The following is a 207-nucleotide window of genomic DNA, read 5'->3' as shown; positions in this document are numbered from 1 at the left end:
CCTCTACTGCCTCTGTCGCTTCTTCAAGTGCTGCAACTGCATCATCCACACCATCTTCGTTTTCATCATTTACTGCTGGTAAAGTGATATCAACCAGATCATTTAAACGACCTTGTAGCGCATCTTTTTCTGTTTGTACTGCCTCAGGTAACGCTGTCACTTTTGTTTGTGCTTCTGTTTTCGCAGCAAGTGCATCATCACGTGCTT

The 207-nt window shown here is 44.0% G+C and carries 1 protein-coding gene; it reads right to left on the bottom strand.

The window, feature by feature from the left end; genetic code table 11:
* Positions 1-207, bottom strand: a 207-nt coding sequence (locus AC1M9K_RS14700) for a GA-like domain-containing protein (protein WP_481589667.1), incomplete at both ends; no start/stop codon positions are given.

This window comes from Acinetobacter sp. 24-47-67 (genome assembly GCF_056779735.1).
Note: the sequence above shows the minus strand (reverse complement) of the source record. Positions and strands in the feature narration are given on the sequence as shown.